The sequence below is a fragment of the Pseudoalteromonas sp. Z1A6 genome (assembly GCF_011378745.1).
Lineage (GTDB): Bacteria > Pseudomonadota > Gammaproteobacteria > Enterobacterales > Alteromonadaceae > Pseudoalteromonas > Pseudoalteromonas arctica.
In genome coordinates, this window is record NZ_WTKW01000199.1 from 1 (window position 1) to 7,983 (window position 7,983).

The 7,983-nt window shown below is 38.5% G+C and carries 8 protein-coding genes, 1 tRNA gene and 1 pseudogene; 4 read left to right on the top strand and 6 right to left on the bottom strand.

The genetic code is table 11. The annotated features are described in order from the left end of the window. Positions 1-69: 69 nt before the first annotated feature. From GQR46_RS12890 to GQR46_RS12905, 4 genes are all read right to left on the bottom strand, one after another. Positions 70-1,245 (bottom strand): mandelate racemase/muconate lactonizing enzyme family protein, encoded by a 1,176-nt coding sequence (locus tag GQR46_RS12890; RefSeq protein WP_007375956.1) that lies wholly within the window; start codon positions 1,243-1,245, stop codon positions 70-72. A gap of 26 nt (positions 1,246-1,271) precedes the next feature. Continuing rightward, complete coding sequence (locus GQR46_RS12895; RefSeq protein ID WP_165741163.1) at positions 1,272-2,039, bottom strand: class II aldolase/adducin family protein; 768 nt, start codon at positions 2,037-2,039, stop codon at positions 1,272-1,274. A gap of 165 nt (positions 2,040-2,204) precedes the next feature. Next, positions 2,205-2,528: a c-type cytochrome gene (locus GQR46_RS12900; RefSeq protein ID WP_002957866.1), complete on the bottom strand. Its 324-nt coding sequence runs from the start codon at positions 2,526-2,528 to the stop codon at positions 2,205-2,207. Between the two features lie 183 nt (positions 2,529-2,711). Continuing rightward, positions 2,712-3,251 (bottom strand): DUF2058 domain-containing protein, encoded by a 540-nt coding sequence (locus GQR46_RS12905; RefSeq protein ID WP_002957867.1) that lies wholly within the window; start codon positions 3,249-3,251, stop codon positions 2,712-2,714. 198 nt (positions 3,252-3,449) lie between these two features. On the opposite strand from GQR46_RS12905, the gene GQR46_RS12910 reads away from it, so the two are divergent. Further along, the gene (locus GQR46_RS12910) at positions 3,450-4,598 is read left to right on the top strand and encodes an MFS transporter (protein ID WP_165727106.1); all 1,149 of its coding nucleotides are present in this window, start codon (positions 3,450-3,452) and stop codon (positions 4,596-4,598) included. On the opposite strand, the gene GQR46_RS12915 is transcribed toward GQR46_RS12910, so the two are convergent. Continuing rightward, complete coding sequence (locus tag GQR46_RS12915) at positions 4,565-5,065, bottom strand: prolyl-tRNA synthetase associated domain-containing protein (RefSeq protein WP_165741164.1); 501 nt, start codon at positions 5,063-5,065, stop codon at positions 4,565-4,567. The genes GQR46_RS12910 and GQR46_RS12915 overlap by 34 nt on opposite strands. Before the next feature lies 1 nt (position 5,066). Next, positions 5,067-5,462 (bottom strand): hypothetical protein, encoded by a 396-nt coding sequence (locus tag GQR46_RS12920; protein WP_010554359.1) that lies wholly within the window; start codon positions 5,460-5,462, stop codon positions 5,067-5,069. Between the two features lie 166 nt (positions 5,463-5,628). Here GQR46_RS12920 and GQR46_RS12925 point away from each other — a divergent pair. The 3 genes and pseudogenes from GQR46_RS12925 to GQR46_RS12935 form a co-directional block, all read left to right on the top strand. Further along, positions 5,629-5,704 (top strand) — tRNA-Ala (locus GQR46_RS12925). A 178-nt stretch (positions 5,705-5,882) separates the two neighbouring features. Continuing rightward, positions 5,883-7,145, top strand: coding sequence for an extracellular solute-binding protein (locus GQR46_RS12930; RefSeq protein WP_165741165.1), 1,263 nt, complete (start codon positions 5,883-5,885; stop codon positions 7,143-7,145). Further along, positions 7,145-7,983 (top strand): annotated as a pseudogene (locus GQR46_RS12935) (hybrid sensor histidine kinase/response regulator); the annotation flags it as partial. The gene GQR46_RS12930 and the pseudogene GQR46_RS12935, both read left to right, overlap by 1 nt.

Sequence of the window (7,983 nt, forward strand, 5' to 3'; positions counted from 1 at the left end):
AAAAGCCGGTAAGTGACTAATCACTTACCGGCTTTTTAATGTATAACCTAAAGTTAGGTTAAAAGGCTATTATTTTATTTCTACGCGTTGAGAACGCATAACAATCTCATCGTTTAATTCAATACCTAACCCAGGCTCTTCTGATACTTCAAAGAAACCATTTTTAGGTTGTGGGTCTTGTAAACATAACTCGCGGTTCCACTTTTTAATCGCATAAGTATGGTGCTCATGAATCAAAAAGTTAGGGATAGCCGTTTCTAAGTGCAGTGATGCTGCCGTTGCAACAGGCCCGCCACATACGTGAGCTTGAATACGCACATCAAAAATATCAGCGTAATCACACACTTTTTTGGTTTCGGTAAAACCACCACATAAACCAATATCAGGTTGTAGAACATCAATACTTTGATCTTCTAAGTACGGGCGCACACCCCAGCGATTATACAAACGTTCACCACCAGCAATTGGCACATTAACTTTATCTGCTACTTTTGCATGTAATGAATGGTTTAAATAGTTAACTGGCTCTTCAAAGTACATACAGTCAAATTCTTCTGCAATTTCACCCAACTGAATGGCGGTTGTAACACCCGGTAAACTGTGGCATTCAAAAATAATATCTACTTCGTCGCCTACTGCTTCGCGAATAGCTTGCATACGCGCACGGTATAGCTTCATTTCAGTACGTGAGATTATTTTTGTACGGTCGTAATAAGTATTGCCGTCTTTATCGTACTGAATTGGATCTACTTTTACTGCATCGTAACCTTCGGCCATCGCCTTTAAAGCCGCTTCTGCATATTCTTGCGGCTGTACTAGCGCTTTAAATTCGCTATCCCAGTCAAACTGTAATTGCGATGCGTAGGTGCGTAATTTATCGTTAACTTTACCACCCAGTAATTGGTATACAGGCAAACCAAGCGCTTTACCTTTAATATCCCAAAGCGCGGTATCTATAGCACTCATGGCTGCGTATACAACAGGTCCGCCGCCTAAGCCCCAAAAGCTCTCACGTAGCATACGTGACCATAATTTTTCTGTTTGAAATGGGTCGTGACCAATTAAAAAGGCATCGGCCATTTCTTTAATCATTGCAGCAGCAGCACTATGGCCTAAATCGTAAGCAAGGCCTGCTTCGCCAACACCACTAATGCCTTCATCAGTATGAATACGTACAAACACAGGCGTCCAAGAAGGTCTATCAGGACAGTGAATATCAAATACTTCAACGCGATTTACTTTCATTAAAATTCCTTATTAACCGCTATGGGTTATTTTGCAAAACTAGGGTCAAGTCGATACGCTTTACGTAACATAGCAGGCCACGCAAGTTGCCCGCCAGTGCTACCACTGTGTACTACGTTTGCTTGATTATAAATATTGTCGATTATAGGTTGCGGCACTTCAATAACCTCTTGCGAGCTTGATTGTAGCGCTAATTGTATTTCGCACGCGCGTTGTAAATCATAAAAACGCATAAACGCATCACCCACAGTTGGGCCTACTGTTAAGCCACCGTGGTTTACCAATAACATATGGTTAGTGCTGCCCAAATCGTCTTGCAGTACTTTTCTCTCATCGTCATTTACCGCAAGCCCTTCGTAGCCATGGTAAGAAAGCGATGGCAGTGAAAACATTGAATACTGGCTAAGCGGTAATAAACCATTTTTTTGTGTAGCGACTGCGATTGTTTCTTTAGTATGAAGGTGAATAACACAATGAGCGTCTTCGCGTACCTCATGAATCGCACTGTGGATAGTAAAACCAGCAGGATTAATACTAAATGGCGTATCGTCAATAATGTTACCGGCTAAGTCGACCTTTACTAAATTAGACGCAGTTACTTCATCAAAGGTTAAACTAAAGGCATTCACTAAGTAATGATCGGTGCCAGGCAAACGTGCTGATAAATGCGTATAGATCAAATCCCCCCAACGAAAGTGCTCTACCAGTCTGTAACACGCAGCTAAATCAATACGCAGTTGCCACTCTTGTGCCGATACTTTATTTTTTAAATCGAGTTGGGGTAAATCAAACATAATAAGCCTTTTAAAAACGTACATTATTAACCTGTACGAACAGATGTTTAGAAGTCTAAAGCAGTCTCTATTTTATAGCAAACACCAAACAAAACAGCCACACTATTGTGTGGCTGTTTGTAAAACTAAAATACCAATTGTATTAAAATGGTATAACTGCGTAAATTATTTTACGTTAGCTAGGTAATCTGCAATTGCTTCAAACTCTTCATCAGTTACCGTTGCAACCATTGCTTTCATAGCCATGGTCATACCGTTATTACGTGCACCTGACTTAATATCTTTCATTTGCGCTACTAAATAATCTTTGTTTTGACCGTTTAGTTTAGGGTACATACCCATAATTGGTGCTTTACCTTCAGCGCCATGACAAGTTTGACAATTTTTAGCGGTATAGAGTGCAGCGCCATCGGCAGCAGCTGCATTAAACGAGAAGCTTGCGGCTAAAGTAATGCCCGCGCCTAATAGTAGTGTTTTCATCTTGCTCATTGTATTTACTCTTCTTTTTTGACGGTTAGAAAAACTGTTCTATTGATTGTAGTAAACAATCAAATAAAAAGCATACGTACGAAACGACGCTAGACGATCAACTTAACCAAAAACCGCTAACTCGTTTCTGTCTCACTTTTATATACTTTAGCAAATAAAAATGAGCTTACCCTTAATGGACTATTACCACACTATATCATCTGGTACTTCAAAGTCTGCGTACGGGTCATCTTCATCTTTTGGTTTGTTTTCTGGCTCTACATGAAAAACAATATACTTTTCGTCAACTTCAGCCACTTTGCGTGCTGGTTCGTCGTCTAATACGTAAAATTGCCCTTCTAGTACACAAATAGCTAAACGACCGCCCGATAACGCTTTTTGCGTTTTCTCGTTTACGTCGATATTTTTTACTTTATTTTGATAAGTAAAATTAAATGTGCGCTCACCACGAATAGCGTCTTGGTTGTGGTGCTCTAAAATTTGTTTAACACGCGCTTCTTGCTCGCGCTGCTTTAAGCTTACTTGGCGTGTTTGGTTAAGCTCTTCAGCTTTTTTTTGCTGCTCTAGCTTGGTTTGTTGAATATGCTTTTGCAGATCACTTGGGTTGCTAGTAGCCCCTTTCTTTTGCTTTTTTTGTTGCTTACGCTTTTCTGATTTAGCAACTTTAGCATTATGCGATGTTGTTAATCCTGCTTGAAGCAATTGGTCTTGTAATGAACCCATGGCTTTGTTCCACTAAAAACTAATATTATCGCTATTTTAATCACCAACGAGTTCAAATAACAGCGCTATCGACATTAATCTAGCAAACTAGTTAAAACAAACCATGATATAGCGCAATGACTATGGTTTTAATTATGAATTAAAAACAATTTTTAATACAATGCCACGCAACCAATCAGCAAATGCACAAGCCATATAATGCGTTTACCTCATCTACTCGTTTGCTCGGTATTTATATTTTTTGTGCTTTATGCACCGCAACCCCTACTTAGCCTTTTTGCGAGCGAATTTAATGTAGCACCTGCGGTAGCTGGCAGCTTAATGACTGCAACTATGCTGCCCTTAGCCATTGCCCCGCTCGTTTATGGTTTATTTTTAGCAAAAATAAATCCATTACTTATATTACGTATTGCAATGGTGCTTTTAGGCCTTAGCTGCTTACTTTTTATTTATGTACCTAGCTTTGAGCTTTTATTATTAGTCAGATTTTTACAAGGTCTAACGCTCCCCGCAGCTTTAACAGCAATGACTAGCTATATAGGTATGAGTTATAGCGCTGATACACTTCAAAAAAACATGACCCTATATATTGGTAGCAGTATAGTTGGTGGTTACTTTGGTCGTGTGCTCGCAGCTTTGTTTAGCGACTTATGGAATTGGCAGAGCTTTTATTACGTAATTGCTTTTATGCTTATTTTTTTAGCTTTAACAATCAAACATTCTCAATTTTCGAACCCAGCAACAAAGTCTCAGCTTTCACCACTGGACTACATTAAACAGCTTAAAGAAGGGGCTATCCTTAAAGTGTACGGTGCCGTTTTTTGTATGTTTTTTTGCTTTGCTGCACTACTTAATTACTTACCGTTTATATTACAAAACACATTTTTAATTACCAATACTCGTGACATAGGTTTAGTTTACAGTGGTTATTTAGTTGGTGCCCTCGCCTCGATTGCTGCACCTTGGTTACTTAAAAAAGTCCCTTCGCCTTGGCATTTATTAACTGCGGTATTTAGTTTTTATAGTGTGAGTATTATTTTATTAATGAGCCACCAGCTTAGCTTATTTTTAATCGCATTTACTTTGTTTTGTGGCGCTATGTTTGTGATTCACTCAACTGCCGCACCGCTCGTTAATAAAATAAGTAAAGCTCCGCCAAGCGTAACCAATGGCGGATATGTATCGTTTTATTACAGTGGTGGGGCATTGGGGTCGTTATTACCCGGTGTGGTATACCAACATCATGGGCAAACAGCGTTTATGTTTACGCTGCTCGCGGTTTGCTTATGCGGTTTATCGTTAATTATGTGGGCTTATTTTGAGGGTAAAAATACAACGCGCGGTTGATGCTTTGTGTGATTAAAAAATGTTTCTAAATCAGCTTTACTAAGCAACCATGTTTGGGTGTTTTCAAACGGATGACAATGAAACAAATTACCACCCCAAATATCTTGATCGACCCATAAGCTCACTTCGTTTTGCTTATCATTTAAAAGAGCCAACATAGATACACACCCAGGAGCCACTTTTAAATACGTTGCTAAGCGTTCACTCGATGCAAACCCTAAACGCGAAAGCCCTTGTTGCTTTGATAGTGCCTTTAAATCGAGTTGCTTATTGTGCGCTGTAATAACTAAAAAGTGTCGCTTGCCTTCGTTATCGCGTAAAAATAGGTTTTTAAGACGAGTACCTGGGCGCTCAATCATAAACTCATCAGCCGCTAAGCTAGTATGTAGCGGCGGATGTTCTATTGCATCGTAAGTAATATTTAGGTCCACTAAAAGCTCTGCTAACTTAGTTTTATCAGCCAACATATTACAAGCAACGTCCTCTTAGCTGTACGCTCAAATCTCGCCATAAAACATCATTAACTTCATGTTTGTTATCGCAATACTCACGCTCTTTTAGCTCTTGATTTAATAATTCAACTGCTTGATCTTCTAGCTGCAACTTCAGAATGCTCGACTCTTCAAAATGCTCTTTCTCTATATACTGCTTAACCTCACCACGGCTTGGTCTATTGTTAGGACCACGGTCTAGGTTAAAGTTTTCACGATGCTTAGCTTTTACCGAAACAACATAAGCAAAAAGCTTATTGCCTTGCTCATCTTGCTTTTCGTGAAACTGTTTATTATTTATTTCAAAAGGCGGCTCATCATTTGAGGCACAGCCAGCGAGTAAAACCATAAGCGCTAGAACACATTTTTTCATTGTTTTTTATCGTTTTAGTTTTGAATTAAGCCGAGTCTAACAAAAATTGACGTAAACAGTGAAAATTTACGAAAAAATACTTGACCAAATTTATAAAAAAACTTAAAGTTCGTCCCGCTTGGAACTCAGCAGTCAAGCAGTTACATTATATGTAATTTAGGAATGTGGGGCTATAGCTCAGCTGGGAGAGCGCCTGCCTTGCACGCAGGAGGTCAGCAGTTCGATCCTGCTTAGCTCCACCACTTTCCTACTCCTTTTCAAATTCGCTCTACTCTTCTATTTTTCCATTGTTTTTATTATTTTTTGACACCCTACTATTCTAGTTTTCATTTTATATAATTTTAAATTTATCCATTCAACTTGTGTCTTTACAAGTTCTTAGCTATACATAATGTCACACATTAGTACTTTAGGCTTAACATGGACATACCTAAGCGTTCAACGCTAAAAAAGCTAGCTGCAATAGGTTTAACAGCTGGTGCAATAACACATGCGCCTTATGTTTTTGCTCGAAAAAAAGTCACATTAAGAGTACTTGGTACGCATGTAACACTCCAAGAGGCTATCCGCAAACAAGCGATGAGTGACTTGGGTATTAATATAGAATTTACTCCCGCAGGCAGCGCTGCTGTTTTGCAAAAGGCATCAATGGACCCTAGCTCCTTTGATTTATACGAACAATGGTCAAACAGCATTAATGTGCTTTGGGATGCAGGTTCTATACAGCCAATAGAAAAAAAACGACTCACCTACTTTAACGAGATAAATCCACTTACTAAAACGGGAAAACTAACCGAAACTGCAAGTATTGGTGCAGGTGATGCTCCCTATAAATTATTAAATGTTCAACCCGATGGCACATTAAGCTCACAAGAAAGCGATCATATTAGCTTTTTACCTTATGTGCATAATGTTGACTCTTTTGGTTACAACATCGATTTTATTAAGCCCGGTATAGCATACGAAACCGAAAGCTGGAGTTGGCTGCTTGATGACGAGAACAGAGGTAAAGTAGCTATCGTAAATGCGCCTACCATTGGACTCTTTGACCTAGCCCTAGCAGCGCAAAGTAAAGGGCTTATAAAATTTAAAAATATAGGTGCGATGACTCGCCCAGAACTTGATAGATTGTTTAGTATATTACTCGACTTTAAACGCCAAGGTCACTTTAGTGGCTATTGGAACTCGGTTCCTGAGTCGATTGAATTTATGAGAAGTAAGCGAGCCCATATAGAAAGTATGTTTTCGCCTGCCGTCTCTGCGTTAAACAGCCAAAATATTAATATTCGTTTTGCCGCGCCAAAAGAAGGCTACCGAGGCTGGCATGGTGTTATGTGTTTATCGTCACAAACACAAAGTAGCGTAAAAGATGCAGCTTACGATTATATGAATTGGTGGCTTTCAGGCTGGCCTGGTGCATTTATTGCTCGCCAAGGTTATTACATTAGTAACCCACAACGCTCTAAACTACTCTTATCGCCGGCCGAATGGGATTACTGGTACGGTGGAAAAGCAACAAACATAGACTTATTAAATACAAATGGCGACGTAGCTATTAAAGCTGGTGCGCAACGTAATGGTGGTAGTTACTATAAACGCTTTAGCAATGTAGCAGTATGGAATACAGTTATGCCAACCTATGACTACAGTCTACAAAAATGGTATGAGTTGATTAGCCGATAATGATAATAAATTCAATTAAATCAAAAATAATATTAGCTTTGTGTTCGCTGATTGGATTACTTCTTTTACAAAGCTATTTGTTTAACTATTCGCAAACGTCCTTACTTAACTTGCAAAAGTCGCAGCATAACGCGCTTATTCAAAGTGAAGCTGTGAATCACTTAGAAAACGATATTATTTCCCTGCAAGGGCATGCAGTTTCATTTATTGACAATGCAAATGAAAATACGATTACCAAATTTAATTTTTATTTAAATAAGGCAAATCTAAATCTCGAGCAGCTAAAAACAAACACTCAAAACCAGACCCCTGAGTATCAAAACTCACTAATACGCCTTGGCGAGTATCTAAATAATTACCAAGATACATTTGGCCAAGTTGTCGTAAACAGACAAAAACGCGAACACCTTTACACTACTCAGTTCAAACAGCCTATTGATGACCTACAGGTAACAATTAGTGATTTAGAAGGGTCTTCAAACAATGATAATAAAGTTATTTTTAACGATGTTTTACTCACAATAAGTAATTTAAAACACGCAATTATAAGCTATCTCTATAAACCTAATTTTGATGAAGCACAAAATGTAAAACAAAACTTAAATCACTTACATAAAAAACTAACGAGCACCTCTGTAATAAATGAATCCCTCTCCAATAAAACAACAAGCTTAAAACAAGCTTATAACCAACTTGTATTACTCACCCGTAGCTACACTTTTTCTGTAAATGTAGTGCTTACAGGCATAGAAAACGAATTGCTGTATTTAACTAATGAAATTAAAAACATAGAAAAAAATAAACTAATCAAAACAGAAGAGCTACTAAGTAGCCACTT

Bases quoted from the DNA above. Each gene is read 5' to 3' on its own strand.
- GQR46_RS12890 (WP_007375956.1), bottom strand. From the start codon at position 1,245: ATGAAAGTAAATCGCGTTGAAGTATTTGATATTCACTGTCCTGATAGA.
- GQR46_RS12895 (WP_165741163.1), bottom strand. From the start codon at position 2,039: ATGTTTGATTTACCCCAACTCGATTTAAAAAATAAAGTATCGGCACAA.
- GQR46_RS12900 (WP_002957866.1), bottom strand. From the start codon at position 2,528: ATGAGCAAGATGAAAACACTACTATTAGGCGCGGGCATTACTTTAGCC.
- GQR46_RS12905 (WP_002957867.1), bottom strand. From the start codon at position 3,251: ATGGGTTCATTACAAGACCAATTGCTTCAAGCAGGATTAACAACATCG.
- GQR46_RS12910 (WP_165727106.1), top strand. From the start codon at position 3,450: ATGCGTTTACCTCATCTACTCGTTTGCTCGGTATTTATATTTTTTGTG.
- GQR46_RS12915 (WP_165741164.1), bottom strand. From the start codon at position 5,065: ATGTTGGCTGATAAAACTAAGTTAGCAGAGCTTTTAGTGGACCTAAAT.
- GQR46_RS12920 (WP_010554359.1), bottom strand. From the start codon at position 5,462: ATGAAAAAATGTGTTCTAGCGCTTATGGTTTTACTCGCTGGCTGTGCC.
- GQR46_RS12930 (WP_165741165.1), top strand. From the start codon at position 5,883: ATGGACATACCTAAGCGTTCAACGCTAAAAAAGCTAGCTGCAATAGGT.